Source organism: Haloferax prahovense DSM 18310 (assembly GCF_000336815.1).
Taxonomy (GTDB): domain Archaea; phylum Halobacteriota; class Halobacteria; order Halobacteriales; family Haloferacaceae; genus Haloferax; species Haloferax prahovense.
The window spans coordinates 109,688-134,679 of sequence record NZ_AOLG01000028.1 but is presented as its reverse complement, the minus strand read 5'-3'; the positions used below and the strand labels follow the sequence as shown (position 1 = coordinate 134,679).

The window sequence follows — 24,992 nt, the reverse complement described above, 5'->3', positions numbered from 1 at the left end:
GCTCAGAGATGTGTATAAGAGACAGAGGACAACGGCCGTATCGCCGACATCGACGAACACGCCGTCGACAGCGAGGGCTACCTCGTCAACGCGGGCGTTTACGTCTTCGACGACGCCGTCTTCGAGGCGCTCCGGCGCATCCCGCCGCACGACGGCGAGACGCGACTCCCCGACGTGATTCACTACCTCGACGGGCACGTCACGTCCGTCCTCGTCAACGGCGGCTGGCTCGACCCCTCGCACCCGTGGGGGCTCCTCTCCGTGACGGAGACGCTCCTCGCGCGCAGACACGACTCCGCCGTCGCCGGGTCGGCGCGGGTCCACGAGCGCGCGCTCCTCGGCGACCACGTCGTCATCGGCGAGGACTGCGACGTGGGGCCGGGCGCGGTCATCAGCGCCGGCTCGTGCCTCCAAGACAACGTGTCGGTCGGCGCGAACAGCGTCATCGAGCGCTCCATCCTCTCGACCGACGCGCGGGTCGGCGCGGGCGTCGTCCTCCGCGACTCCGTCGTCGGCACCGGGGCGACCGTCGGCGACGGCGTCGTCTCGCCCGGCGGCCGGGCGGACGTCATCCTCGAAGGCCGGCTCTACACCGACCGCCGTCTCGGCAGCATCATCGGCGACCGCGCCGAGGTCGGCGCGAACGTGACGCTCACGGCGGGCAGTCGCGTCGGCGCGGAGGCCGTCGTCGGCCCCGGAACGGTCTTACACGGCGACGTTCGCGAGCGCGTGGAGGTGACTCACTGATGTGCGGAATCACCGCCTGCATCGGCGCGGACAACTCCGTGGACTCGCTCGTCGACGGGCTCCAGCGGCTGGAGTACCGCGGCTACGACTCGGCCGGCATCGCCGTGAAAAACGGCTCGGGCATCTCGCTGACGAAACGCGTCGGCGAGGTCTCCGAGCTCGTCGCGGCCGTCGAGCAGAACCCAATCGCCGGCGACTACGGCATCGGCCACACCCGCTGGGCGACCCACGGTGGCGTCACCGACGGCAACGCTCACCCGCACACGGACGAGTCGGGCCGCATCGCCGTCGTCCACAACGGTATCATCTCGAACTTCCAGTCGCTCCGTAGCGACCTCGAGTCCCGCGGCCACGTCTTCAGCAGCGAGACCGACACCGAGGTCATCCCGCACCTCATCGAGGAGAACCTCCGCGACGGCGCGACTCCCGAGGAGGCGTTCCGCGCCGCGGTCGGCAGCCTCTCGGGTAGCTACGCCATCGCGGCCATCATCGGCGACGAGGAGGCCATCTTCGCGACCCGCTCCGGGTCGCCGCTGGTCCTCGGCGTCGGCGACGGCGAGTACTACCTCGCCAGCGACGTGCCCGCGTTCATCCAGCACACGGCGCGCGTCGTCTACCTCCACGACGGCGACTTCGTCGTCACCCGCGCGGACGGCTACGAAATCACGGACTCGGCCGGCCGCGCGGTCGACCGCCCCGTCGAACACGTCGAGTGGGACCCCGAGACGGCGACGAAGGGCGGTTACGAGCACTACATGTACAAGGAGATTCACGAGCAGCCCGGCGCGCTCCGGCGGACCACACAGGGCCGCCTGAACACCCACGCCGGCGGCGTCGAACTCGAGGAGTTCCCGCCGGAGTCGTTCGCCGACGTGAAGCAGGTCCACCTCCTCGCGATGGGCACCTCGCACCACGCCGGAATGTACGCGGCGTCGCTCCTCAACTCCCGCGGCATCCCCGCGTACGCGTTCATGGCGGGCGAGTACTCGGTCATCAAGCCGCCGGTGACGCCCGACACGCTCGTCGTCGCGGTCAGCCAGTCCGGTGAGACCGCCGATACCCTCGACGCCGTGCGCCGCGCCCGCGCCGCCGGCGCGCGGACCCTCGCGGTCACGAACGTCGTCGGCTCGTCGATAACCCGCGAGTGCGACGACGAACTGCTCATCCGCGCGGGTCCCGAAATCGGCGTCGCGGCCACCAAGACGTTCTCGTCGCAGGTGACGGCGCTGACGCTCCTCACGGAGCGCATCGTCGAGGACGTGACCGGTGCGAAGTCGCCGGCCGCGCGCGACCTGATGGAGGCGCTGTCGCGGCTCCCGGGAGACGTTCAGGAGGTGCTCGACACCTCGATGGCCCGCGAGATTGCCATCGAGTACGAGGGCAGCGACGCGTACTTCTTCATCGGCCGCGGGGTCGCCCACCCCGTCGCCCTCGAAGGCGCGCTGAAGTTCAAGGAGATATCCTACGAACACGCCGAGGGATTCGCCGCCTCGGAACTCAAACACGGGCCGCTGGCGCTCGTCACGCCGCTGTCGCCGGTGTTCGCCATCTTCACCGGCCACGACGACGAGGCGACGCTGAGCAACGTCAAGGAGGTCCAGGCCCGCGGCGCGCCCGTCATCGCCATCACGAGCGACCGGTCGGGTGAGGTGACCGAGTTCGCCGACCACGTGCTCCGGATTCCAGACACGCACCCCGACATCGCCGGCGTCCTCGCCAACGTCCAACTCCAACTCGTCGCGTACCACGCGGCTGACCTGCTCGAACGGCCCATCGACAAGCCGCGTAACCTCGCCAAGTGCGTCACCGTCGAGTGAGCAAGTCGTGCGGCCGCGGCGGGTAGCGCCGCCAACTTTCCGAGTTTCGATCTCATTAATCCGCCGTCGACGCTCGATTTCGGCGTCCGACCCGCTATTTTCAGGTGTTCGCGAACGTTCGGTGATAAGTGAATATTATCTCGACTGTAGGCACCGATTACATATTACCTGCCCACGTCAGGTAGTACGCGATGACCCGACACGACCTCGTGGACGACGTTCTTTCGGCCGCAGACGAGCCACCGGGCCCGCTGACCGACGAGAGCGACGCCTCCGCGGCGGCGGACGAGACCGACATTCCCCCCGAGTCGTCCGACGACGACCTCCTCGACGCGCTCGGGGACGACGTCTCGCGGGACGTGCTGTTAGCGTGCAACCACGAGCCGATGACCGCGGAGGAGCTCGCGGAGAACTGCGAGGTCTCCGAATCGACCATCTACCGTCGGCTCGAGACGCTTTCGAGTCTCGGTCTGGTCGAACGCACCCAGCGAGTCAACGCGCCGAGCAAGACGTGCTACGAGACGGTCGTCGACGGCCTCTCGATTCACCTCGGCGACAGCCTCCGCGTCGAGGCGGGGTCGAGCAACTACGTCGTCGACGCGATGCGCACGCTTCTGGCCGCGATAGACGTCCAACAGCTCACGTACGACCGCGAGCAAAACAGCGTGGACGTTCGGTTCCGACTGGCGCCGCACCTGCTCGATTCGCTGGTGGAACTGTACGTCAGAGACACGAATTCGCGTGAGGAGTAGTCCGCCGACCGCCGATTCCGGTTCGTTCGCCGCGTCGCCTTCTCGCGGGCTCTCGCCGTCTTACCGCCGCCACGACCCGTCGACTTCGCCGAGAACGAGCGCGAGCGCGTCTCTCGCGCGTCCGACCGCGATGAGTTCGCGGGCGGCCGCGGCGGTGAGTGGTCCGATGGACTGCGAGGATTCGAGCCCGGCGACGATATCGGGCACCTCGGCGGTGAACCACGAACTGGCGTCCGTCCCGGTTTCGTCGTCGACTTCCGCGGACGGGCGGGTGTGAGGGGCGTCGGAAATCATACCGAATATACACCCCGAAACTGGTTAGTTAGGAATCCGCGGGCCCCCGGTAGCGACTCCTTACTCACCGGGGGACCGGTGGCGTTCGGGTCCTGGCACCGCTCCGATTCACATACCACATTATTGCAAAGAATAATACCCTGGTGTAGCGTTTCCCCGGTAATGTCTCTCAGCGAACTCATCTCCGGCGTCGCCGCCTCGGAGCGAACACTGACGGTGTTCAATCCGACCCCCGGCGTCGTCGAGCGACTCGCCGAGCACTTTGCGGATCGAAACGTCTCGGTGGAGTCTGCGAGTTCCGACGAGGGCCCTTCGAACTACGCGGTGCTGGGTACCGGCGACAAGTTCCACACGGCGGTCTCGGTCGACGACCTGCTCGCGCGCCCCGAGGACGTCGAACCGGGGTTCGAACGCGACTCGTACGCGCAGGTTCTCGACCACCTCGACGAGACGCTGTTTACCTCCTACGACCGCCGGAAGATGTTCAACGCCACCCGCGAAATCGAGGACCGCGCGTGGCGCGTCGGCGCGGGCGAACTCCACTCCGGCTTCCAGTCCGGCGGGAACCTCCGGCCGCAACTCGAAACGTACCGCCGTCTCGGCGACCGCGACGACCTCTCGGTCCACGCGTACATCTACCCGAACGGCGAGGTCCCGCAGGCCGACCAGTTCCAACTCCACCTCGCGCGCTCCGACGAGATTCGGCACTCCTGGTTCGTCGCCTACGACGGCAACGGCGTCGGCGACTACAAGTGCGCGCTCGTCGCCGAGGAGACCGAACCGGGGTTCGGCTTCACCGGCTTCTGGACCTACGACCCCTCGACGGTGGATTACATCATCAACCACCTCGTCTCGTCGTACTCGATTATCGAATCCGATGGCTCCGGCGACGGCGCGTCCGTCGTCAGATGACCGTTCGACCGAAGTCAAGCCGTTGACTCGGGTTCGATTCTTTGCGCCCGTACACAGAATCAATTCGGAGAACTGGGCGCGAATACTTACGAACGCCCGCCCGGAACCGGACGGTATGGTTGACGGAATCCTCCTCGACGCCTCGAATCTGAAAGGCAAGGTCAAAGGCGGCCGCGCCGGGGCCGAAATCGCCGGGATGAGCTATATCGGCTACGAACTCGCGGTCACGGAGCGGAGCATCCACGTCTACGGCGACCACTGTAACGCCGACATCCAAGACGAAGAGTACCGCTATCTCGTTATCCCCCTCGACACGGTCCGGGGAATCGAACTGAAAGACCTGTCCGACCGGGGGCGGTGCCTGCAGATTCACGGACTGGACGACGACGTGATGCTCTACTCGGAGAACCAGTCGAGTCTCTCGAAGAACCTCAAGCGCGTGTTTCTCCTCCTCTCACGGCTGCTCGCCTGAGCGGGCCGGTCGGCCGGTCAACTGGTCAACCGGCCCGGAGGCGAATCAGGTAACGTTTCGAAAGCAGGTAAACTAACCGAACCGCTAAAGAGGGTCGGAACCGAGGTGAGTGTATGGCCACGGATATGAACCTCGACGACGCCCCCTGCCCCATCATCGACTCGCTGAAGCAAATCGGGTCGCAGTGGCGTCTCATCGTCCTCCACGACCTCCAAGACGGTGAAAAGCGGTTCAACGAACTGAAGCGCTCGACCGGCGCGAGTTCGCGGACGCTCTCTCGCGTCCTCGACGACCTGCAGGAACACGGCTTCGTCGACCGCCGGATGGAAGAGGACGCGCCGGTCGCGACGTACTACTCGCTGACCGACAAGGGCGTCTCGCTGTGTCCGGTGTTCGACGAGATACAGGAGTGGGCCACCGAGTGGCTCGACGCCGAGCACGAAGAGTCGGCCGAAGCCGAGACGGTCCAGTCGACGGTCTGAGCGGCGCTACACTACACTTCGAGCGGGTCGCCGTCCGCCGTCTCGAAAATCGCCTCGTGGACCTCCGCGATGGTGACCGAGTCGAGTTCGTCGAGCATCGCCTGAATCGCCGGCTCGAGCAGTTCGCCGAGGACCGGCTGGATGTGTTCGCCGACGGTGCACTCGTCGTTCGGTTCGTTCGTGTGGAAACAGAACGGCTCGGCGTCCTCCACCGCCTCGTAGATGTCGCGAAGCGTGATGGTGTCCGGCTCGCGGGCCAGCGTGAAACCGCCGGTCGGGCCGCGCTTGGAATCGACGAGGTCCGCCTCCCGGAGCGAACACAGAAGCTGACGGATGACCACCGGGTTCGTGTTGACGCTCCACGCGAGACGGTCGGAAGACAGCCGCTCGTCGCTCCGCACCGCCAAGTTAGTCAGCACGTGCGTCGCGACGACGAATCGGCTGCTGTTCGACATACACGTTCTTTGGAGCTACGGGCATTTTAGATTTCACGGTGATGCGCCGATTTCGCCGGATTCTCAGCGGAATCGACGTTTTTCAACCCCCGGCCCGAATCGGGGGTTCGATATTCGAATTCGGTCACGAGAACTGACCGGATGGGATTCCGAACGGACGAAAAGTAGACCCGGAGTCGGCCGACTCGGGCGGGTCGACCCGTGCGGCGGTCGGTTCACTCCCCGTGTTCGTCAGCGCTCTCGTCTGCGTTCGCCTCTCCCGTCCCGTCCCCCTCGTCGTTCGCCGGGAGCGCGTCGACGTCGGTCGCCCGCATGAGCGCGATGACCACGTTGTCGGCGACCTCCGCGGCGAATCGCAGTTCGTCGGTCCGCCACTGCCGCGGCTCGCCGACGTGTTCGTGACAGACGACGCCGACGACTTCGCCGCCCGACCTGACCGTCGCGTCGAGCATCGACGTGATGCCCTTCGGTTCGAGGTAGCCGTTCCGTAGCTCGGCGGTCGCGGGGTCGGTCTGAACGTCGTCGACGCCGAGCGACCGATTCGCCTCCAGCGCCTCGAAGTACGACGGGTAGTTTGACGCAGTTAGCGTCGCCCCGGCCGTGTGCCCGCCCGACACCTGGTCGTACTGGTCGACACAGCGGAGCGTCTCGGCGTCGTCGAACAGCCAGACGCTCGCCCGCTCGACGCTCAGCACCGTCGCCATCGTCTCGGTGATGCGCGGGAGGGCGTCTTCGAACGACCCCGCGATGACCGTCTCGTCGGTCGCGAGGTCGATGAGCGCCCGCCGTTGGCGCTCTCGCCGTTCCCGCTCGCGGTAAGCCTCGGTCACGTCGCGGAACACGACGACGACCCCTTCGACTTCCCCGTCGTCGGTCCTGATGGGCGACATGCTGTCTTCGATGTACCGTTCGTCGCCGTCGCTCGTGACGAGTTTCGTTCCCGCGCCGAGTTCGACCGGCCCGCCCGCCTCGGCGACGCGCTGCAGCGGGTCGATGCGTTCGCCGGTCTCCGCGTTGACGAGGTGGAACACGTCAGAAAGCGGCTTGCCGACTGCGGCGTCGGCGTCGTAGCCGGTTCTGTCCTCGGCCGTTCGGTTCAGCTGGGTGACCGTCCCGCTGGCATCGGTGGCGACGACGCCCTCGGCGATGGAGTCGAGGGTGACGCGGAGATGCGCCTCGCGCTCCCGGAGGCGCTGCTCCGCGCGCCTGTGTTCCGTGATTCTGACGAGCGTCTGCCGGAGGACACCGTACTGCGCCGTCGGGTCGCCGCCCTTCTGGAGGTAGCTGTCCGCGCCGAGATTCAGCGCCTCGATGGCGACCTCCTCGCGGCTCCGCCCGGTGAAGATGACGAAGGGAATGTCGGAGCCGCGCTCGTCACGGAGCACCGACAGGAGTTCGAGGCCCGACATCTCGGGCATCTGGTAGTCGGAGACGACCGCGTCGAACGACTCCCTTTCGAGGAGCGCCAGCGCCCGCTGCGGCGAGTCGGTCGTCTCGACCTCGATACCGTCGTCGGTCGATTCGAGAAACCGCTTCGTCAGCGCCAACAGCCCCTCGTCGTCGTCGACGTAGAGCACGCGTATCGTCGGTGACTCCCCCTCGGTCCCGTCCATGTACTGTCGTGAGTCTTCGCTGTTGTGTCTGATAACTGTTTGGCAGATTAAGTGTCTTTCAGATATCAGGAATCGGACGGCCGGGGCGGTTTTCGTCGCGTCTCGGTCAGTCTTCGCCGGCCGGTGAGTCTCAGTCCATCGCGTCCTCGTCCGCCTCGTCCGTCTTGTCCGCCGTGCCGCGCTCGTCGATGCGGTCGTAGAGCACGGACTCACCGGGCTTGACCGTGCCGCCGGTCGGGATTCTGACGCCTGCGTTCAGCGAGGCGTTGATGCCGGTTTTCACCTCGTCGCCGAGGACGACGCCGTACTTCCGGCGACCCGAGGAGACGAGTTCCCCCTTGAGCATCTGTCGGACTGGTTCGCCGTCGTGGCGGAGGTTCGCGACCTTGGTCCCCGCGCCGAAGTTCACGTCGCGGCCGAGGAGGCTGTCGCCGACGTACGAGAGGTGGCCGACCGTCGCGCCCTCCATCAGGACGCTGTTTTTCACCTCGACCGCGTGGCCGACCTTGGCGTTCTCGCCGACGAGCGTGTGCCCGCGGACGTAGGCGTTCGGTCCGACGGTGGCCCCGCTGCGGACGAGCACCGGGCCCTCGATGACCACGCCGGAGCGAACCGTCGCGCCCTCCTCGACGACGACCGGCCCGTCGAGTTCGGCGCGCTCGGACACGTCGCCGTCGATTCGCGGCTCGAGTTCGCCGAGTTTCCACTCGTTGGCTTCGAGAAGCTCCCACGGTCGCCCCACGTCGAGCCAGCGGTCGAAGGCGACGCCGCGCACGTCGTAAGCCTCGCAGGTCGCCGCGAGCACGTCGGTCAGTTCCAGTTCCCCGCGGTCGCTCTCGTCCACGTCGAGCCAGCCGTGGGCCTCGGCCGGGAAGACGTACGCGCCGGCGTTGACGAGGTCAGACGGCGGGTGTTCGGGTTTTTCGACGACCCCGGTGACGAAGCCCTCGTCGTCGGTGTCGAGGACGCCGTAGGAACTCGGGTCGTCGACGCGGAACGACCCGACCGCGGGCGTCCCCTCGTAGAGCGTCGAGAGCGACGGCACGTCGTACAGTGCGTCGCCGTTGAGGACGACGAACGGTTCGTCGGGGTCGAGATGGGGGGCCGCGGCGCGGACCGCGTCGGCCGTCCCGCGCTGTTCCGACTGCACGGCGAACTCGACCGGGACGCCGGCGCGCTCGTCGCCGAAGTAGTCGCGCACGTCATCGGCCTCGTAACCGACGACGAGCGTGATGTCCGTCGCGCCCGCCTCGACGGCGGCGTCGGCGGTGTGCGCGACGAGCGGCCGGTCGGCCACGGGGAGCATCGGCTTGGGTCGGCGGTCCGTGAGCGGACGCATCCGGGTGCCGCGGCCGGCGGCGAGAATGACAGTCTGCATACCTGCGTAAGGAACTCCCCGGAAGAAATTCCTTCGGTCCGCGAAGTACGAGACAGGGACCAATCGCGACGCTGTGGGTTGCCTCTGGTCCACCTACCGTGACCGACTCGAGGTGGTGCGGTCGGTACGGCAGCTATCTGTCAATATCAGTCTGACAAAACGCTTTCGAACCCTGCCCCGAATTCGACTTCGATACTCCGCTCCCGCGCGACGCTGTCGCTCGCGGACGGTTCGAACCACACGGCCCGCGAACGGCGAACGTCTTGGGGTTACGATGGGTTGGAGATTCGCACGAGACGCGGCGCCGTGTGTTAGTGAACAGACGAGCGCCAGCGCGTAATAGTTTCGTTCCGCGGCGACGTGAACCGCGTTCGTGGGCGTTATTACCGTCCCACCCTTCGGCTGTGGAGGGTTACGATGGAGATTCGCACAGGACTCTCTTACGGAGACGTATTGCTGGTTCCACAGCGCTCCCCGGTCGACAGCCGGAGCGACGTGGACCTCTCGACCAACGTGACGCCGGGCTTGCGCCTCGACACGCCGCTCGTCAGCGCGGCTATGGACACCGTCACCGAAACAGACCTCGCGGCGGCGCTCTCCGGCCTCGGCGGCCTCGGCGTCGTCCACCGCTTCCTCGACGTGGACGAGCAGGCCGAACAGGTCCGCCGCGTCGCCGAGGCGGGCGGGACCGTCTCGGGCGCGGTCGGCATCAACGAGGACTACCTCGACCGGACCGAGGCGCTCCTCGACGCCGGCGCCGACGCCATTGTCATGGACATCGCTCACGGTCACATGGAGCGGTGTCTGGACGCTGTCGAACGGATTCGCGACGAGTTCGACCCCGAAATCGTCGCGGGTAACGTCGTCACGCCGGCGGCCGTCGAAGACCTCTGGGAGGCCGGCGCGGGCTGTGTGAAAGTCGGCGTCGGACCGGGTTCGCACTGCACGACCCGCGAGGTCGCGGGCGCGGGCTATCCGCAGCTCACGGCCGTCTCGGAGTGCGCCGAGCGGGCGCACGACCTCGGCATCCACGTCATGGCCGACGGGGGGATTCGGACCTCCGGCGACGCCGCGAAGGCCCTCATGGCCGGTGCGGACACCGTCATGATGGGCAGCTTCTTCGCCGGCACCGACGAGGCACCGGGCCACGTGGTCGAGGTCGACGGCGAGACGTACAAGCGCTCCCGCGGGATGGCCTCGACGGAGGCGGCCGACGACCGCGACGACAAACAGAGCGACGTGGACGCGGGCGAGGGCGTCGAGGCGCTCACGCCCCACAAGGGGCCGGTCGAACCGCTCGTCGAGGAGTTCCTCGGCGGGGTTCGCTCGGGTGTGAGCTACTGCGGCGGTCACACTATCCCGGACGCCCGCGAGAAGGCGTCGTTCGTCCGCGTCGCGGCGAGTGCGAAGGAGCGAGAGGGTGCCCACGGCGTCGTCTTCGCTGAGGGTCCCGTCGAGGTCGACGACGAGGTCGAACGCGAGTTGCAGGCCCCGATGGCCGACTGACTCGCTCCGCGGCCGGCGACCGGGACACGCGCGGTCCCCGCCCAGCCGACCGCTTCGAGCGGCGGCGCTCTCGACCCCGCGGCGTCCCCTCTCGGCAGTCGCCGGAGCCGAACCGGACACAACAGTTTTGCCCGACATATCTACATATATGTTGATTTACTTATTTACCCGTCTACCCATGACTGGCCGCGTGACGAAGCGAATCGAACGGACGTTCAGCGTCTAATATACGGGGATGAACCAGTGATGCTGTCGTGGACTCAATGCCACAATAACGCCGTTTGAAGGTCGTCTGAGGCGATTATCTCAGGTTGACGAACATGATTCTTCCGTCGGTCTCAGTCGTGTTGCTACGGTTGACTGGCCCGCTCTTCTCGCGTTTTTGATGCCCGCGGTGAGAAGAATTATCAAAGTTTCTGCTGTACTCGTTTTTCTTATATGTCTGCCGGAAGTGACTCGCCTCGAAGCCACCGCCTCGCGAGATAGTCGCCCCGTGTTACGAATGTCGGAGCCGGCTCTCTCGGAAGTGCGTTACAAGCGTATGTGTGTAATTTGATTCCGCGCTCGGTCGACTCGGTCTCCGGACACCGGATGTCGAGCACGTCAACCGTCAAATATCGCACGAAATACAGCACAGCCGAACGGACGTTCGCCACTGCGAGACGATTACGAGTACGTCGCGCGGATGCCGATGACGCGGGCGGCCTGCGTCACCATCTCCGGCACTTCCGTGTGGTACCACTCGCCTTTCATCCGCGTGGTGGGACCGGAGACGCTGATAGAGCCGAGAATGGTCCCGTCGTCGGAGAGAATCGGCGCACCGACCGCCCGCATGCCGGTGATGCGCTCTTCGTCGTTGAAGGCGTAGCCGCGCTCGCGAATCGTCGCCAACTCGGCTTCGAGGGCGTCGCGGTCGTCTATCGTCTTCGTCGTCAGCCGCGTCAGTTCGCCGTCGAGAATCTCGTTTCGACGCTCCTCGTCGCAGAAGGCCAGGTAGGACTTGCCGACCGACGTGGTGTGGAGGTCGACGGTCGTGCCGATGTGCGAGTCGGTCTGGAGGCCCTGCTCGGATTTTACCTGATAGATGTAGACGCCGCGGCCGTTCTCCTCGACCATCACCTGTCCGCGCTCGCCGACGGCCTCGACGAGGTCGTCCATCTCGCCGATGGAAGCGTGGTACAGCGCGTGTCGCGTCCGTGCGTGGTCGCCGAGGTCGAGGAACTTCAGGCCCAGCGCGTACTCGTCGCCCTGCCTGACGACGTAGCCGAGCTCCGCGAGCGTCTTGAGGTGGTTGTGGGCCGTACTCTTCGAGATGCCGAGGTCGTTCGCTATCTCCGACACCCCGCTCGCGTCGTGGTCTCTGATGTGTTCGACGATACCGAACGACGTTTTCGTAGCGCCGATTGTCCCGGCCGTCTCGCGCCCGTCCGTGTTCATAGTTATCAATGACTGAGTGCGGTAATAATTGTTGGCGTTTCGTTCGGAGAACCCGAACGAGCGTTCGGGCTAGCCCCGTGTCAGCGCGGCGACGGTCTCGCGGACCGGACTCGAATCCACCGCCGAGAGCGCGCCGAGCGCCTCGTCTGCGGCGTCGTCGCCGAGACCGAACGCGAGCAGGTCGCGGTTGCGTGAGGCGAGGTCGGACCCCGAGAGCGGGTCGCGGTAGTCGCCGCGGGGGTACTCGCGCTCGCCGACATAGCGACTTCCGTCACGGGCGGTCACTTCGACGCGCGCGCCCCAGTCGTCGGGGAACGCCCGCTCGAACGCCTCGTCCGCGTGCAGGTGGACGCGCTCCGTGAGCGCCTGTACGGTCTCGTCGCCGAGCGCGTCGTCGAGGAAGTGGTCGAGTTCGACCCGTCCGTCCGCGACCCAGCGGGCGAGGACGTACGGCGTCGAGAACTTCGCTGCGGTGAGCGTCTCGGGGCGCGCGTGGCTCATATCGACGCCGTTGCGGTAGGTGTACACGTCGATTCGGTCCACGTCGGCGGGCGTGAGGTCGTCCGCGCCGGCGTCCCGCAGGGCGTCGAGCGGGGCGTGAGTGTAGCGACACGACGGGTACGGCTTCTGGTAGGCCTCGGTAATCCACCAGTCGTCGCCGAGCGAGTCGAAGAGGGCGGCGAACTCGCCGTCACCGAGGAGCGTCTCGAACGGGTCGTAGACGGCCTCCATCGCGGCGGGCGACCCCCGGAGTCCGGCGGCGGCCAGCGCCGCGGCGCTCACGCCGGCCTGCGCGGAGAAGCCGGCGGTGACGTTCCGCGACGGCGCGCCCTCGGCGAAGGGGTCGTGCATGGAGACGACCGCGAGGTTCAGCGCGGTCCGGACCGTCTCGCGCACTTCGTCGGGCGACTGCCCCGCGCAGACGGCGGCGGTCAGCGCCGGTCCGAGCGTCGTCCACGTCGAGTGCGGGTCGCGGACGAGCCACGGAATCGCCTCGTTCATCCGGGCCTTCATCGCGAAGATGGCGTACTCGAAGCGCGCGCACAGCTCGTAGGAGCGGACGCAGGCGTCCACGAACGTCTCGCCGCCAACGTCGTGGGCCTCGGCGACGCCCACCGCGCCCGCGACGATGCTCGCGCCCACGTGGCCGCCCCGGTTGTGGCCCTCCTCTATCTCCTGTGTTATCGCCGCCGTCGCGTTCAACAGCGCCGCCTGCGACGGGTCGACGCGTCGGTCGGTCCCGAGGACGGACGCCGGGCCGTCGGCCAGCGCCGCGTCGCGGAAGACGCCCGCGTGCTGTGGCGCGGCCGCCCCCGCGACGGTCGCCGCGAGCACGTCCGCGACGATTCGCGCCCCGTCGGCGCGCACGTCCTCGGGTATCTCGTCGGTCAGAAAGCGGTGCACCTGTCGTTCCCAGTCTCGGACTGGTTCCTGTGAAATCATGGTCTGAATGCGTGGTCGAACGGGTGCTCAGGCCCGAGTGAGGGCGCAGAGCACGCGGGGGGCGGCGGGTTCGGTCGCCGCGGTCCAGAGGCCGTCGACGCCGCCGTCGCCGATGACGGGCGCGACGAGTCGGTCGAACTTTGCTCGGAGTTCCGATTCGGTGAAGGGGTCGCGTTCGCCGCCGCGGGCGGCGCGCACCTCGCGGGCGTACTGCTCGCCGTCGCCCGTCCCGACGGTGACGCGCGCGCCGCGCTCGTCGGGGGCGCGGGCCGCGAACTCCTCGGTGGCGACCACGTCGACGCGTCGGGCGAACCCGAGCGTGGCCTTCGTCAGCGCCTCGTCGGTGAACGCCTCCTTGCCGGTCTCGCCGGCCGTCAGCGCTGAGGCGACGGCGAAGGGGAGGGAGAACTTCGCCTGCAGGGCGTTCTCGGGTGCAGGGTCCGACAGCGCCGCCGCGGCGGGGTACGTCTCGACGGTGACCGATTCGATGTCGGCCGCGTCGACGCCCGCCTCGTCGACGAGGAGCGCCACGGCGTCGAGGGCGGCGTGGGTGTAGCGGCAGGCCGCGTGGACCTTGAAGTAGCCGCGCTCGATTTCCCAGCGCTCGCCGAGTTCGTCGGCGAGGGCGCTCCGGTCGGGGCCGTCCGCGGCCACGGGTTCGAGGTGTCGGACCACGCCGTCGTCGAGGCCGGTGAACCCCGATTCGGCTTGGTCGACCGCGAGGAGCCCCGAGAGGTTGCTCATCCCGACGTAGCCGTTCCTGACGGTCGCGCCCTCGGTGGCCGCCTCGAACCGGGTGTGCTGGGCGTAGTTCGCCGCCATGCGCATCGCGTCGAGCGTCGTCTCGGCGTCGAGGCCGCGGAGCCGGGAGACGGCCGCGGCGGTCCCGACGCCGCCCCAGACGCCGTGGGGGTGGAGGCCGTCGGCGAGCGGGACAACCGCCTCGGCGGCGCGGACCGCCGCCTCGTAGCCGGCGACGAACGCCGTCAGGAACTCGTCGCCGCTGCGGTAGGCCGACTCGCCGTCCGCGAGGAGCGCGGGGAGGACGTGAATGGCGGGGTGGCCGGCCGCGAAGCGGTGGCCCTCGTCGAGTTCGAGGACGCTCCCGGCGGCCGCGTTGACGAACGCGGCGCGGTACGCCGAGGTCCGCTCGCCCGCGGTCCCCATGATGGTCGATTCGCCGCCGTTCTCGTCGGCCCACCGGCGCGCCAGCGCGGCGACCGCGGGGTCCGACGCGCCGCCCAGCACCGCGCCGATGGTGTCGGCGACGACGAGGGACGCGCGGTCGGCGACCGACGCGGGGAGGTCGCCCCGGTCGAGGTCAGACACGAACGACGCGAGCGCTTCGTCGGTCATCTCACACCCCGAGGTACGCCTCGACGACGCCCTCGTCTTCGAGGAGTTCGTCGCCGTCGGCGGTCATGCTGATGCGGCCGTTTTCCATGACGTAGCCCCGGTCGGCCAGCTTGAGCGTCTGCTGGACGTTCTGTTCGACCATGAGGACCGTCATGCCCTGCGCGTGGATGTCCTCGATGACGTCGAACACCTCCTGAACGAGGTGCGGCGCGAGGCCGATGGAGGGCTCGTCGAGGATGAGCAGGTCGGGCTCGCCCATGAGCGCGCGGGCGAGGGTCAGCATCTGCTGTTCCCCGCCGGACATGGTGCCGGCGCGCTGGTTCTTGCGCTCCGCGAGCCGGGGGAACAGCTCCAGCATCTCGTCGAGGTTCTCCTTGCGGTCCGCCTTCGCCTCCTCGGTCTGCGCGCCGAGTAGCAGGTTGTCGATGACGGTCATGTTGGTGAACAGGTCGCGGTTCTCGGGGACCTGCACGATGCCGCGCTCGACGATTTCGTGGGACGCCTTCGAGTGAATCTCCTCGCCGCGGTAGGTTATCTCGCCGCGGCTCGGCGAGAGGATGCCGCAGATGGTGCGCATCGTCGTCGTCTTGCCCGCGCCGTTCGAGCCGATGAGCGCGACGATTTCGCCCTCGTCGACGTGCATGTCGACGCCGTGGAGCACCTCGATGTCGTCGTAGCCCGCGCGGACGCCGCTCAGTTCAAGCATCGACGTCGAACCCCCCGATGTAGGCCTCGATGACGCGGTCGTCTTCGACCACCGTCTCGGGCGCGCCGAAGGCGATGCCCTTCCCTTGGTCCAGCACTTTCACGTAGTCCGAGATGTTCATGATGGCTTTCATGTCGTGTTCGATGATGAGGAGGCTCGTCCCGCGCTCGCGGAGTTGGCGGAACAGGTCGAGCATCTGGTTCGACTCCGACGGGGTGAGCCCCGCCATAATCTCGTCGAGGAGCAGGATTTCCGGCCGCGTCGAGACGGCGCGGGCGAGTTCGAGGCGCTTCTGTGCGCCCACGGTGAGTTCGCCCGCCTCCTCTTCGGCCTTGTCCGCGAGCCCGACGAATTCGAGGGTCTCCATGGCGATTTCGCGCGCCTCGCCCCGGCGGCGGGTGTGGATGTGCGCGCCGACCATCGCGTTCTCGACGACGGTCAGTTCCTCCAGCGGGCGCGTGATTTGGAACGTCCGCGCCAGCCCCGCCCGCGCGATTTTGTGCGCCGGGAGGCCGGAGATGACCTCGCCGTCGAGCCTGACGGTCCCGCTCGTCGGCGGGAACGCCCCGCTGATGCAGTTGAACAGCGTGGTCTTGCCCGCGCCGTTCGGCCCGATGAGGCCGATAATCTCGCCGCGGTTGACGGTCATGTCCACGTCGTCGAGCGCCTGCAGGCCGGAGAAGCGCTTGCCGACGCCCTCGACCGACAGAATCTGCTCGCCGTCGCGGTCGATGTCGGCGTCCGCGTCGTCGACGCTCTGCGCGTTCGTCTCGTCTGCCGACATCACTCGCTCACCTCCTCGTCGCCGCGGACGCGCTCCCAGAGCGCGCGCGCCTGGCTCGGCCAACTGACGACGCCGCGCGGCGAGTAGATGACGATGGCCACGAGGAACGCGCCGTAGATGATGCGGTCGAGGCCGTTGATGTCGGAGAACGTCGTCCGCGCGATTTCGCTGACCGGCGTGACGATGAACGAGCCGACGATGGGGCCCAGAAGCGTCCCCGGCCCGCCGACGACGGCGGGGAGGAGCAGTTCGACGTTCTTGAACAGCGCGAACACGGTGTCGGGGCGGATGGTGTTGAAGTACATCGACCAGTAGGCACCGCCGAGGGCGGTGAAGAAGGCGCTGACAGCGACGCCGATGAGCTTGTATCGGAAGCTCGGTACGCCGACGCTGGCGGCGGCCCGCTCGTCCTCGCGGATGGCGAAGAAGTACAGCCCGACCCACGAGTTCTTGATGAGCCACGAGACGAGCGTCACGACGAGCAGGAAGCCGACGATGAGGTAGTAGTACGGCAGGTCGTTCTGGAACTGGAAGGCGACGAGGCCGTACTCCGCGCCGTAGTCCCGCGGGAACGCCTTGAAGTAGCCGTTGGCCCCGCGGAGCTCCGACATGTTGGTGACGACGAAGCGGAGCAGTTCCGCGAACGCGAGCGTCGCCAGCGCGAAGTAGTGGCCCTGCAGTTTGAAGCGGAACGAGAGCGCGCCGATGATGAGCCCGTAGGCCCCGGCCAGCACGCCGCCGACGAGCATTCCGATCCACGGGTTCACCGCGGCGTCGACGACGAGCGCCTGCGTGGCGTACGCGCCGATGCCGAAAAACGCCGCGTGCCCGAAGGAGAACTGCCCGGTGTAGCCGGACATGATGTTCCACGCCTGGGCCGTGTAGGCGTAGATGACCGTGAGGATGAGCACTTTCAGGCTCAACAGCGCCGCGAGTTCCATCCCGGCGACGTCGATTTCGATAATCGTCGGGAGCGCCGCGAGCAGGCCGAACAGCCCGACGCCCTTCACCAGCGGGGCGTACCGCTGGTCGTCGAACGTCCGGTAGCGGTCGCGGACAGTCTCGATGGCGCTCACGCCTCAGCACCTCCGAAGAGACCCTCGGGCTTGACGAGGAGCGTCCCGATGAAAAGCAGGAAGATGAGCACCTGCGCGGTGGTCCCGGGAAGGTAGTAGCCCCCGAACACCTGAATCATCCCGACGATGAGGCCGCCGACGAACGCGCCGGGGAACGACCCGAGGCCGCCGAGGATGACGATGACGAAGGCGTTGATGAGGTACGTCTCGCCCGTGAAGGGGTCGAACCGCTGGAACAGCGCGATGGAGCCGCCGGCCACGCCGGCCAGCGCCGCGCCGATACCGAAGGTGAGGTAGTTGATTCGGCGGACGTTGATGCCGACGTAGCGCGCGCCGTCGCGGTTGTCGGCCGTGCCGCGAATCTTCCGGCCGAGGTCGGTCCGGTTCAGGAACGCCCGCACGGCGAGCATCGTCCCGAGCGCGATGACGAGCGCGTAGAACTGTCCGAGCGGGATGAAGACGCCGCCGACCTGTATCGACCCGAGCGAGAGTTCGACCTGCTGGGGGTCGGGCGTGAACACGATTTCGATGGCCGACTGGATGATAAAGAGGACGCCCAGCGTGGCGATGAGCTGGTTCTGCTGGGGGGCCTCGATGATGGGTTCGACCGTGAGTACGTGGACGACCACCCCGAGGACGAACAGCACGGCGGCGGCGATGGGGATGCCGAGGAACGGGCTGATACCCGCCATCTCGGAGACCAACCACACCGAGTACATCCCGACGACGAGGAAGACGCCGTGGGCGAAGTTGATGACGTCCATCACGCCGAATATCATGGTCAGTCCGAGCGCCGTCAGCGCGTAGACGCCCCCGAGCAGGAGGCCGAACGCGAGCAACTGCAGGAGGACGGGCTCCAGGTTGGTGATGTCAGTCAGGAACTGTACGAACGGGTCGATGAATCGGCCGAGGCCACCGCCCTGCAGCGGCAGCGGCGCGACCGATGTGACTAGGTGTCCCATGCGGTTTCTACGCTCGGGAATTGTTGGCAACCCCCATAAAAGGTGGCTATCTTTCGGGACGGTTCGTTGACGTGACGGGCGCGAGGGTCGCGGTCAGACCTGTGGGTCGGCCTCCGCGTACTCTTCGGGGTAGACGACCTTGACCGAGAGGTCCTGAACCTGGTTCACCGGGCCGAGCGCGTTGACGTTCTCGCCTTGGTCGTCGAACTCGATAGCGCCCATCGCGGAGATGTGGTCCTCGTAGCTGAGGCTCTTGAGCGCCTCGTTGATGTCGTCGCGCTCGACGCTGCCGGCCTCTTCGACCGCCTGGATGATGACCTCGGCCGCGGTGTAGGCCATCCCGACCGACGCCGAGAATTCTTGGTCGTAGTTGTCGAGGAACTGCGAGCGGACCTCGGCGGTCTTGTCGACCGTCGGGTTCAGCGCGTAGTTGTTGTCCAGCACGCCGTTTGCGAACTCGCCGATGTCGCTGACGGCGTCGTCGTCGGTGAACGTCGCGGACGCGGACGCGGTCAGATACGGCGGCCGGTAGTCTTGGTCCTGCAGCGCCTGCGCGAGCAGGACGCCGCCGGCGACGTACGTCGTGGCGATGATGGTGTCGGGGTCGGCGCTCCGGAGCCGCGACACCTGCGTGTTGGCGTTCGACGCGCCGAACTCGATGGCCGTCTCCTCGACGATTTCGACGTTCTGCTCGGGGAGGAACTCGCGGAGGCTGTCGCGAATCGCCTGCCCGTAGCTGTTGTTGATGTAGAACAGCCCCGCCGTGTCGATGGTGCCGCCGCCGTCGCGGATGACCGACGGCACGAGGTCCGCGTAGTCGCTCGCCAGCCGGCGGGCCGGGGGCTGGGGCCGGTAGACGTAGTTGAAGTCGCGGCCCTGCAGGATGTTGTCCGCCGCCGCGATGGAGATGACGAACGGGACGCCCTGCCGTTCTGCGACCTGCGTCGCCGCCGTCGTCACCGGCGAGGAGTAACAGCCGGTGAGGACGTGCGCGCCCTCGCTGAGCAGTTCCTCGCTGACCTGTCCGCCGAGTTCCTGTGCGCCCTGGTTGTCGCCCTCGATGACGGTCACTTCCGCGCCGTCGAGCGACTCGATGCCGCCCTCCTCGTTTTTCCGCATCGCGGCGAGTTTGATGGCGTTGCTCATCCCGACGCCCGTCGCGGCGAGACTGCCCGAAAGCGGGTGGTTCGAACCGATGATGACCTCGTCGACGGACTGCTCGGGCGTCCCCGTCGTGGTGCCCGTGTCGCCGCCGGACCCGCCCGAGTCACCGCCGGAGTCGCCGCCCGAATCGCCGCCGCCGTTTCCGGCGTCGTCGCTCGCACAGCCGGCTAATGTCAATGCCGCGACGCTCGCACCCGTTGCTTTGAGGAAGCGCCGCCTGTTGCTCGTCGAAGACTTGAGAGTCTTACCCATGGCAATCAATCACGAGGTTGGTGCCAATTGTAATAAATGCTATCGTACTCGTGTTGTCACGTTCCGAAGATATTCCCGCATCGAGCCGGTCGAGTCGGCTGAGTCGGCGCGTCAGTCGAGCGACTCGCGGGCGTGGATGCCGGCGAGGCGGCCGTAGCCGAGCGCGGTCGTCAGCCCGTTGCCGGAGAGGTAGCCGCCCGCGCCGTGGCCACTGATACCGCAGGCCGTGCCACCACCGGCGTAGAGGTTCTCGACCGTACTCCCGTCGGTTCGGAGGACGCGCCCGTCTTCGTCGACGACGAGCCCGCCCTGCGTGTGAAAGAGCGCGCCGGTGACTTTGGTCCCGTAGAAGGGCGCTTCCAGCGGGTTCGCGCCGTCGACGCGGCCCACCTCGTCCGGTTCGCCCGCCGCGGCGGCCCCGTTGTAGTCGGCGACCGTCTCCGCGGCGCGCTCGCCGTCGGCACCGAGTCGCGCGGCGAGGTCGGCGACCGAGTCGTCGCTGTGGTAGGTCCCCTGCTCGATGGCCTCGTCGAAGTCCTCGAACTGCCCGCGGAGTCGCTCGAAGATGCGCTCGTCGAACAGTTGAATCGCCTGCCCGCCGGGCTGTTTGAGCACCGAGATGGCGAACTCGCTGTACCCCGCGGACTCGTCGCCGAACCGCTCGCCGTCCCGATTCACGAGGATGCCCCCGTTCATCGTGACCGCGTAGGTCGAGAGCATCCCCGTCTGGCTCGCCACCGTCGCGTGGCCCTGATAGGCGTCCATGCAGGCGAGTTCGCCGCCGAGTTCCGCGCCGAAGCGGACGCCGTCGCCGGTGTTGCCGTCAGCGCCGAAGTACAGCGCCCGCTCGATGTCCTCCTCGCAGTAGTCGGTGACCATCTCGCGGTTGCCGGCGAAGCCGTCGGTGGCGAGGATGACCTTCTCGGCTTCGATGGCCTCGTCGTGGCCGAGGCCGGCGACGACGCCCCGGACCGCGCCGTCGTCGGCGACGAGCTGCTTCACGGGCGCGTTCGTCAGGAGTTCGATGTTCGGCGTCGACTCGACGCGCTCGACCAGTTCGGCGACGAGGTTCTCGCCGTTTCGACCCTCCGGTGCGTGCATCCGGTACTCGGAGTGCTTGGGGTACTTGAAGTCGTCCACGACGTGGAGCGTGACGTCCCAGTCGTCGACGAGCCAGTGGATGAGGTTCGTGCTCTCCTCGCAGAGGTACCGCACGCGCTCCTCGTCGGCCTCGTAATCGTTTTTCTCCAAGATGTCGCGGGCCATGTCGGCGGGCGTCTCCTCGATACCCGCCTCGCGCTGGAGTCGCGTCCCCGCTGCGGGAATCATCCCCGTCGAAAGCGAGGTGTTCCCGCCGCACTCGGGCGCTTTCTCCAGCACCGTCACGCGAACGTCGGGGTTCTCGCTGGCCGCGAGCGCGGCGACGAGGCCGGTCCCCCCGCCGCCCGCGACGAGCACGTCCGTGTCGATATCCCACTCGATGTCGTCGGCCGAGACGACTTCGGTGACGCCGTCGCTCGGCGTCCGCCGGGCTAGTTCGTCCATGCACTCTGCTAGGTAGACTCTATCGTAAAACTACCGCCTCCGGCGGTGGCGGTCCCAACGAACCTTCCGATTCCGCCGGTCTCAGTGGTGCGTGCGTGAGTAGAATCGCTCGCTATTGCATCATCGTTCGCCGTTGCGTCGTCCGCTGTTGCTCCGTCTCGGACGTTCAGGAATAACAGATAGTCAGGAATATCGGAGTGAAAAATTATGTGGGTTGAGAACACGCATAGCGCATGGACTCGCCACGAGACATCGTCGAGGAGTTCTTCGACCGGATGGAAGACGACCGCAGAGACACCGTCGGAGACCTGTTCGCCGAGGACGCCGTCATCTCCCTGCCGGGTGCGACCTTCGAGGGACCGACCGCGGCCTACGACTTCCTCGCGCACCTCGAACCGCGGTACGAGTGGGCGGCCAAGGAGTTCGACCGCTGGATAGAGGCGGGCGACACTGTCGTGAGCACGGGGTCCCTCTACGGCGTCGACAACGACAGCGCGGAGTTTTCGGACGTTCGCTACGTCGATATCTACGTCGTTCGCCGGGGCCTCATCGAGCGTCTCGACATCTGGAACGACCTCGCCGTCGACGGCGTCGTCCCGGTCGAGGACGCGGCCGCAGTCCCGGCGGAGGAATGAGCGACCGAACCGCGGTCCTCTTCGCGCTCCGCGACGACCCCTCCCTCGTCGTCCGCGCCGAGGAACTCGGCTACGAGTCGGCGTGGGCCGCCGAGGGGCAGGGAAAAACCGCCTTCGGAAAGCTCGAACGCTGGGCCGTCCACACCGACGAAATCGGCCTCGCGACGGGCATCGTCAACGTGTTCTCGCGGACGCCGGCGGCGCTCGCGGCGGCCGCGGCGACCCTCGACGACCACTCGGACGGTCGCGCGATTCTCGGCCTCGGGGTCGCCCACCCCGGCGTCGTCGAGACGTTCCACGGCGTTCCCTTCGACCGTCCGCTGTCGCGCCTCCACGAGTACGTCGAACTCGTGCGGCGCTACCTCCGCGGCGACGCCGACTCCTTCGACGGGGAGTTCTTCTCGCCCGAGCGCACGAGTTTCTGGGACGCGTTCGAACCCGTCCGCGAGGAGATACCCATCTACAACGGCGCGCTCGGGCCGGCGAACGTCCGACTCACCGGGCAGGTCGCCGACGGCTGGCTCCCGAACCTCTACCCCCGCCCGCAGTTCGAGGAGGCGCTGGAGTGGCTCGACACCGGGGCCGCCCGCGCCGGGCGCGACCGGAGCGACGTGGACGTGGCGATGTACGTCCTCACCGCCGTCCACGACGACCCCGACGAGGCGCGCCGGGCGGCGGCCGAACACGTCGCCTACTACCTGCGGGACGTGCCGGGCTACTACGACCGCGCGGCCGAGCAGGCCGGCTTCGGCGACGAGGTCGAGGCGGTCCGCGCCGCGCCGACGACCGAGGTGGGGGCGCGCGAACTCTCGGCCGACTTCCTCGACCTCGTGGCGCTCGTCGGCACGCCCGACGACGCGCGGGGGCGACTCGCCGAACTCCGCGAGATGGGCGTCGACCTCCCGGTCGTCCGCGCGCCCGCCGGCGTCGACCGCGAGTGGGTGGCGCGGACGCTGGAGGTGTTCGCCCCGTAACATGACCCCGGCGAACCGTGCCGTACTTTTATGCTGGATGCCACCGCATCTCAGGCGAAGCGAGTCATGACAGACCGTATCTGGGAGGACCTGCTATCTGAACAGGATAAACAGGTCATCACGAAGGCTGGTTACGACAAGGAGGGCGCCTCGTCGTGGGAGTCCCGCGGCATGGGCGAGAACCCGATGGTTCTCGTCATCGACATGCAGCGGCTCATCGTCGGCGAGAACGTCCCCATCCTCGAGGCTATCGAGGAGTACCGCACCGCGATGGGCGACATCGCGTGGGACGCCATCGAGCACATCGACCCGTTCCTCGATTTCGCGCGGGAACAGGGGCTTCCGGTGACGTACACGCGGGTCGTCCCGTCGAGCTACGACGACCCCGACCACCCCGACCTCGACATCGTCGACCCGGTCGCGCCCGAGGAGGGCGACACCGTCGTCGACAAGTCCTACGCGTCGGCGTTCTACGGGACCGACCTGCTCTCGCGGCTCGTCCGCGGCGGCCACGACTCGGTCATCATCGTCGGCAACTCCACGAGCGGGTGCGTCCGGGCCACCGCGGTCGACGCCAAGCAGAACGGCTTCAGCGTCGTCCTGCCGCAGGAGTGCATCTTCGACCGCATCGAGGCGTCGCACAAAATCGGCCTCCTCGACCTGTGGATGAAGTACGCCGAGGTGCTCGAGACCGAGGCGGTCGAAGAGTGGGTCGAGACGCTATGACCCACGACCTCGTCATCTCGAACGGCACCGTCGTCACCCCCGAACACGGCACCTTCGAAGCCGACGTCGCGGCCGACGGCGAGACCATCTCCGCCATCGCCGCGCCCGGGACGCTCTCGGGCGAGACGGAAATCGACGCGACGGGCAAGCACGTGCTTCCGGGCGCAATCGACCCGCACACCCACCACGGCATCTACCGCGGGCTGGAGGCGGACGCCGAGTCCGAGTCCAAGTCCGACCTCGTCGGCGGCGTGACCACCATCGGGAACTACTTCCGCCGGGCCGGGGCCTACGAGGAAATCATGCCGGGCTACTTCGACGAGGCGGAGCCGAACTACTACCACGACTACTTCTTCTCGCTCGGCCTGCTCTCGATGGAGCACGTCGAGGAGATTCCCGCCATCATCGAGGAGTTCGGCATCACGACGTTCAAGTGGTACATGAACTACAAGGACGCCGCCCGCGAGAAGTTCGGCGTCGACTGCGACATGCACGACGACTTCGGCGACGCCTTCATCCGGAAACTCGCCGAACAGGACGTGCCGACCACGCTCGGCTACCACTCCGAGAACGTCGAAATCACGAACGCGCTCGCCGGCGGCAACGTCTACGTCACCTCCGAGTCCGACGACACCGACGCCGACGCCGACGCCGACGAGGGCTACGAGGTGATGGTCGAGGAGTTCCCCGGCTACGCCGAGACCCAGAGCATGGTCGCCGGGGCCGCGCTCGCCAAGGTCCACGGCTACGACGACCGTTTTTACGCGGTCCACATCTCTGCCGGGGGGACCGCCGACGAACTCGCCGCGCTCCACGACGCGGGCTACCGGGCGTGGGGCGAGACGTGCATCCACTACCTCGCGCTCACCACCGAGGAGTGCGACGAGCGCATGAAAGTCAACCCGCCGGTCCGGTCGAAAGCCGACCAAGAGACGCTCTGGGAGCGCCTCGCCGACGGCACTATCTCGACTATCGGCACCGACCACTGCGCCAACCTCGCGGAGAACAAGTTCGGCGAGGGCATCCGCGACAGCCTGCTCGGGTTCCCCTCGACGCCGGTGATGCTCCCGCTCATCCTCTCGGAAGGTGTCAACGAAGGCCGCATCTCGCTCGAACGCGCCGTCGAGGTGACGAGCACCAACGCGGCGAAGGCGTTCAACTGCTACCCGAAGAAAGGCACGGTCAGAGTCGGGAGCGACGCCGACCTCGTCGTCGTCGACCTCGACGAGACGAAGACGGTCACGCCGGAACTGTTACACAGCGTCAGCGGCTATTCCCCCTACGAAGGTCGAGACGTCACCGGCTGGCCGACCCAGACCGTCGTGAAGGGCGAACTCGCCTACGACGACGGCGAGATAGTCGGCACGAAGGGCCACGGCACTCACATCGACCGGCCGGTGTGAACCGGCCGTGGCGACCGAAAAGGGAGTCGACGACGCTGACTGACCGGCCACGCGGGAGCCCGGGGCGCGCGGCCCGACCTGCCGCACAGACGACCGGGCAC

The 24,992-nt window shown here is 67.3% G+C and carries 23 protein-coding genes and 1 pseudogene; 11 read left to right on the top strand and 13 right to left on the bottom strand.

Features of this window, described 5'->3' with window-relative positions:
* Positions 1-24 precede the first annotated feature (24 nt).
* From C457_RS09420 to C457_RS09410, 3 genes and pseudogenes are all read left to right on the top strand, one after another.
* Positions 25-747: pseudogene (locus tag C457_RS09420) on the top strand (sugar phosphate nucleotidyltransferase); the annotation flags it as partial.
* Positions 747-2,564 carry a glutamine--fructose-6-phosphate transaminase (isomerizing) gene (gene glmS / locus C457_RS09415; RefSeq protein ID WP_008094025.1) on the top strand — a complete coding sequence of 606 codons (1,818 nt, stop codon included), beginning with the start codon at positions 747-749 and terminating at the stop codon, positions 2,562-2,564. The pseudogene C457_RS09420 and the gene glmS, both read left to right, overlap by 1 nt.
* A 191-nt stretch (positions 2,565-2,755) precedes the next feature.
* The gene (locus tag C457_RS09410) at positions 2,756-3,316 is read left to right on the top strand and encodes a helix-turn-helix domain-containing protein (protein WP_008094024.1); all 561 of its coding nucleotides are present in this window, start codon (positions 2,756-2,758) and stop codon (positions 3,314-3,316) included.
* 60 nt (positions 3,317-3,376) lie between these two features.
* Here the strand turns inward: C457_RS09410 and C457_RS09405 are convergent, their stop codons facing one another.
* Positions 3,377-3,610, bottom strand: coding sequence for a hypothetical protein (locus tag C457_RS09405; RefSeq protein WP_008094023.1), 234 nt, complete (start codon positions 3,608-3,610; stop codon positions 3,377-3,379).
* Between the two features lie 162 nt (positions 3,611-3,772).
* On the opposite strand from C457_RS09405, the gene C457_RS09400 reads away from it, so the two are divergent.
* The 3 genes from C457_RS09400 (at position 3,773) to C457_RS09390 (ending at position 5,476) form a co-directional block, all read left to right on the top strand.
* Positions 3,773-4,522: a DICT sensory domain-containing protein gene (locus tag C457_RS09400; RefSeq protein ID WP_008094022.1), complete on the top strand. Its 750-nt coding sequence runs from the start codon at positions 3,773-3,775 to the stop codon at positions 4,520-4,522.
* A 115-nt stretch (positions 4,523-4,637) separates the two neighbouring features.
* On the top strand, positions 4,638-4,994 hold the full coding sequence (locus C457_RS09395; RefSeq protein WP_008094020.1) for a hypothetical protein: 357 nt from the start codon (positions 4,638-4,640) through the stop codon (positions 4,992-4,994).
* Between the two features lie 113 nt (positions 4,995-5,107).
* Positions 5,108-5,476, top strand: coding sequence for a winged helix-turn-helix transcriptional regulator (locus C457_RS09390; protein WP_008094018.1), 369 nt, complete (start codon positions 5,108-5,110; stop codon positions 5,474-5,476).
* An 11-nt stretch (positions 5,477-5,487) separates the two neighbouring features.
* Here the strand turns inward: C457_RS09390 and C457_RS09385 are convergent, their stop codons facing one another.
* From C457_RS09385 to glmU, 3 genes are all read right to left on the bottom strand, one after another.
* A complete protein-coding gene (locus C457_RS09385; protein ID WP_008094016.1) occupies positions 5,488-5,931 on the bottom strand; it encodes an Rrf2 family transcriptional regulator in 444 nt (147 codons plus the stop codon).
* 215 nt (positions 5,932-6,146) lie between these two features.
* Complete coding sequence (locus C457_RS09380; RefSeq protein ID WP_008094014.1) at positions 6,147-7,544, bottom strand: response regulator; 1,398 nt, start codon at positions 7,542-7,544, stop codon at positions 6,147-6,149.
* Between the two features lie 130 nt (positions 7,545-7,674).
* Positions 7,675-8,922: a bifunctional sugar-1-phosphate nucleotidylyltransferase/acetyltransferase gene (gene glmU / locus C457_RS09375; RefSeq protein ID WP_008094012.1), complete on the bottom strand. Its 1,248-nt coding sequence runs from the start codon at positions 8,920-8,922 to the stop codon at positions 7,675-7,677.
* A gap of 417 nt (positions 8,923-9,339) precedes the next feature.
* Between glmU and C457_RS09370 the strand changes: the two genes are divergently transcribed.
* On the top strand, positions 9,340-10,428 hold the full coding sequence (locus C457_RS09370) for a guanosine monophosphate reductase (RefSeq protein ID WP_081909256.1): 1,089 nt from the start codon (positions 9,340-9,342) through the stop codon (positions 10,426-10,428).
* 666 nt (positions 10,429-11,094) lie between these two features.
* Here the strand turns inward: C457_RS09370 and C457_RS09365 are convergent.
* From C457_RS09365 to C457_RS09325, 9 genes are all read right to left on the bottom strand, one after another.
* Positions 11,095-11,865 carry an IclR family transcriptional regulator gene (locus tag C457_RS09365; protein WP_004978172.1) on the bottom strand — a complete coding sequence of 257 codons (771 nt, stop codon included), beginning with the start codon at positions 11,863-11,865 and terminating at the stop codon, positions 11,095-11,097.
* A 69-nt stretch (positions 11,866-11,934) separates the two neighbouring features.
* A complete protein-coding gene (locus C457_RS09360; protein WP_008094008.1) occupies positions 11,935-13,308 on the bottom strand; it encodes an MmgE/PrpD family protein in 1,374 nt (457 codons plus the stop codon).
* Positions 13,309-13,335: 27 nt separating this feature from the next.
* Complete coding sequence (locus C457_RS09355; protein WP_008094006.1) at positions 13,336-14,664, bottom strand: MmgE/PrpD family protein; 1,329 nt, start codon at positions 14,662-14,664, stop codon at positions 13,336-13,338.
* 1 nt (position 14,665) lies between these two features.
* On the bottom strand, positions 14,666-15,370 hold the full coding sequence (locus C457_RS09350; RefSeq protein ID WP_008094004.1) for an ABC transporter ATP-binding protein: 705 nt from the start codon (positions 15,368-15,370) through the stop codon (positions 14,666-14,668).
* On the bottom strand, positions 15,363-16,154 hold the full coding sequence (locus C457_RS09345) for an ABC transporter ATP-binding protein (protein WP_004978182.1): 792 nt from the start codon (positions 16,152-16,154) through the stop codon (positions 15,363-15,365). Before C457_RS09345 ends, C457_RS09350 begins: the two co-directional genes overlap by 8 nt.
* Positions 16,154-17,230 carry a branched-chain amino acid ABC transporter permease gene (locus C457_RS09340; protein ID WP_008094002.1) on the bottom strand — a complete coding sequence of 359 codons (1,077 nt, stop codon included), beginning with the start codon at positions 17,228-17,230 and terminating at the stop codon, positions 16,154-16,156. The genes C457_RS09345 and C457_RS09340 overlap by 1 nt, the downstream gene beginning before the upstream one ends.
* Positions 17,227-18,192 (bottom strand): branched-chain amino acid ABC transporter permease, encoded by a 966-nt coding sequence (locus tag C457_RS09335; RefSeq protein WP_004978186.1) that lies wholly within the window; start codon positions 18,190-18,192, stop codon positions 17,227-17,229. Before C457_RS09335 ends, C457_RS09340 begins: the two co-directional genes overlap by 4 nt.
* A gap of 93 nt (positions 18,193-18,285) precedes the next feature.
* A complete protein-coding gene (locus C457_RS09330; RefSeq protein WP_049913466.1) occupies positions 18,286-19,608 on the bottom strand; it encodes an ABC transporter substrate-binding protein in 1,323 nt (440 codons plus the stop codon).
* Between the two features lie 111 nt (positions 19,609-19,719).
* Positions 19,720-21,153 carry an FAD-dependent oxidoreductase gene (locus C457_RS09325; protein ID WP_008093998.1) on the bottom strand — a complete coding sequence of 478 codons (1,434 nt, stop codon included), beginning with the start codon at positions 21,151-21,153 and terminating at the stop codon, positions 19,720-19,722.
* Positions 21,154-21,386: 233 nt separating this feature from the next.
* On the opposite strand from C457_RS09325, the gene C457_RS09320 reads away from it, so the two are divergent.
* The 4 genes from C457_RS09320 to C457_RS09305 all read left to right on the top strand — a co-directional run bounded on the left by C457_RS09320 (position 21,387) and on the right by C457_RS09305 (position 24,891).
* Positions 21,387-21,788 carry a nuclear transport factor 2 family protein gene (locus tag C457_RS09320; protein WP_008093997.1) on the top strand — a complete coding sequence of 134 codons (402 nt, stop codon included), beginning with the start codon at positions 21,387-21,389 and terminating at the stop codon, positions 21,786-21,788.
* On the top strand, positions 21,785-22,762 hold the full coding sequence (locus tag C457_RS09315; protein ID WP_008093996.1) for an LLM class flavin-dependent oxidoreductase: 978 nt from the start codon (positions 21,785-21,787) through the stop codon (positions 22,760-22,762). The genes C457_RS09320 and C457_RS09315 overlap by 4 nt, the downstream gene beginning before the upstream one ends.
* A gap of 66 nt (positions 22,763-22,828) precedes the next feature.
* The gene (locus tag C457_RS09310; RefSeq protein ID WP_008093995.1) at positions 22,829-23,488 is read left to right on the top strand and encodes an isochorismatase family protein; all 660 of its coding nucleotides are present in this window, start codon (positions 22,829-22,831) and stop codon (positions 23,486-23,488) included.
* Positions 23,485-24,891 carry a dihydroorotase gene (locus C457_RS09305; RefSeq protein ID WP_008093994.1) on the top strand — a complete coding sequence of 469 codons (1,407 nt, stop codon included), beginning with the start codon at positions 23,485-23,487 and terminating at the stop codon, positions 24,889-24,891. Before C457_RS09310 ends, C457_RS09305 begins: the two co-directional genes overlap by 4 nt.
* Positions 24,892-24,992: the final 101 nt, after the last annotated feature.

Excerpts from the sequence above, each read along its gene's own strand:
- C457_RS09320 (WP_008093997.1), top strand. The coding sequence starts at position 21,387 with ATGGACTCGCCACGAGACATCGTCGAGGAGTTCTTCGACCGGATGGAA.
- glmS (WP_008094025.1), top strand. The coding sequence starts at position 747 with ATGTGCGGAATCACCGCCTGCATCGGCGCGGACAACTCCGTGGACTCG.
- C457_RS09325 (WP_008093998.1), bottom strand. The coding sequence starts at position 21,153 with ATGGACGAACTAGCCCGGCGGACGCCGAGCGACGGCGTCACCGAAGTC.
- C457_RS09345 (WP_004978182.1), bottom strand. The coding sequence starts at position 16,154 with ATGTCGGCAGACGAGACGAACGCGCAGAGCGTCGACGACGCGGACGCC.
- C457_RS09360 (WP_008094008.1), bottom strand. The coding sequence starts at position 13,308 with ATGATTTCACAGGAACCAGTCCGAGACTGGGAACGACAGGTGCACCGC.
- C457_RS09305 (WP_008093994.1), top strand. The coding sequence starts at position 23,485 with ATGACCCACGACCTCGTCATCTCGAACGGCACCGTCGTCACCCCCGAA.
- C457_RS09350 (WP_008094004.1), bottom strand. The coding sequence starts at position 15,370 with ATGCTTGAACTGAGCGGCGTCCGCGCGGGCTACGACGACATCGAGGTG.
- C457_RS09315 (WP_008093996.1), top strand. The coding sequence starts at position 21,785 with ATGAGCGACCGAACCGCGGTCCTCTTCGCGCTCCGCGACGACCCCTCC.
- C457_RS09370 (WP_081909256.1), top strand. The coding sequence starts at position 9,340 with ATGGAGATTCGCACAGGACTCTCTTACGGAGACGTATTGCTGGTTCCA.
- C457_RS09310 (WP_008093995.1), top strand. The coding sequence starts at position 22,829 with ATGACAGACCGTATCTGGGAGGACCTGCTATCTGAACAGGATAAACAG.
- C457_RS09380 (WP_008094014.1), bottom strand. The coding sequence starts at position 7,544 with ATGGACGGGACCGAGGGGGAGTCACCGACGATACGCGTGCTCTACGTC.
- C457_RS09365 (WP_004978172.1), bottom strand. The coding sequence starts at position 11,865 with ATGAACACGGACGGGCGCGAGACGGCCGGGACAATCGGCGCTACGAAA.
- C457_RS09405 (WP_008094023.1), bottom strand. The coding sequence starts at position 3,610 with ATGATTTCCGACGCCCCTCACACCCGCCCGTCCGCGGAAGTCGACGAC.
- C457_RS09355 (WP_008094006.1), bottom strand. The coding sequence starts at position 14,664 with ATGACCGACGAAGCGCTCGCGTCGTTCGTGTCTGACCTCGACCGGGGC.
- C457_RS09385 (WP_008094016.1), bottom strand. The coding sequence starts at position 5,931 with ATGTCGAACAGCAGCCGATTCGTCGTCGCGACGCACGTGCTGACTAAC.
- C457_RS09395 (WP_008094020.1), top strand. The coding sequence starts at position 4,638 with ATGGTTGACGGAATCCTCCTCGACGCCTCGAATCTGAAAGGCAAGGTC.
- glmU (WP_008094012.1), bottom strand. The coding sequence starts at position 8,922 with ATGCAGACTGTCATTCTCGCCGCCGGCCGCGGCACCCGGATGCGTCCG.
- C457_RS09400 (WP_008094022.1), top strand. The coding sequence starts at position 3,773 with ATGTCTCTCAGCGAACTCATCTCCGGCGTCGCCGCCTCGGAGCGAACA.
- C457_RS09410 (WP_008094024.1), top strand. The coding sequence starts at position 2,756 with ATGACCCGACACGACCTCGTGGACGACGTTCTTTCGGCCGCAGACGAG.
- C457_RS09330 (WP_049913466.1), bottom strand. The coding sequence starts at position 19,608 with ATGGGTAAGACTCTCAAGTCTTCGACGAGCAACAGGCGGCGCTTCCTC.
- C457_RS09390 (WP_008094018.1), top strand. The coding sequence starts at position 5,108 with ATGGCCACGGATATGAACCTCGACGACGCCCCCTGCCCCATCATCGAC.
- C457_RS09335 (WP_004978186.1), bottom strand. The coding sequence starts at position 18,192 with ATGGGACACCTAGTCACATCGGTCGCGCCGCTGCCGCTGCAGGGCGGT.